Here is a 245-nt window from a genome sequence, read left to right on the forward strand (position 1 = left end):
GGCACGAGCCAGGCGATCGAATTCTTCCGGCAGGATGCCGCGCTGATCCATCGCCACGCCGTGCAACGGCAGGCGCAGCTGGCGCGCCGCAGCCTTTATCCCAGGTGAAGTCAGCGCTTCAACCAGGATCGGTTCACCCGGCTCGCACAAGCCCAGCAATGCGGCGAATATGCCCTGTTGCGCACCGGCACAGAGCAGCAGTTGCCCCGGTGGCACCTCAAGCTCGCGCCCCCGCAACCATCGGC

General features: G+C 66.5%; 1 pseudogene. It reads right to left on the reverse strand.

Annotation, left to right across the window (positions count from 1 at the left end):
* Positions 1-245, reverse strand: a pseudogene (locus AAEZ09_RS28940) (PLP-dependent aminotransferase family protein); the annotation flags it as partial.

The sequence above is a fragment of the Pseudomonas sp. 65/3-MNA-CIBAN-0223 genome (assembly GCF_040310425.1).
Taxonomy (GTDB): Bacteria; Pseudomonadota; Gammaproteobacteria; order Pseudomonadales; family Pseudomonadaceae; genus Aquipseudomonas; species Aquipseudomonas gregormendelii.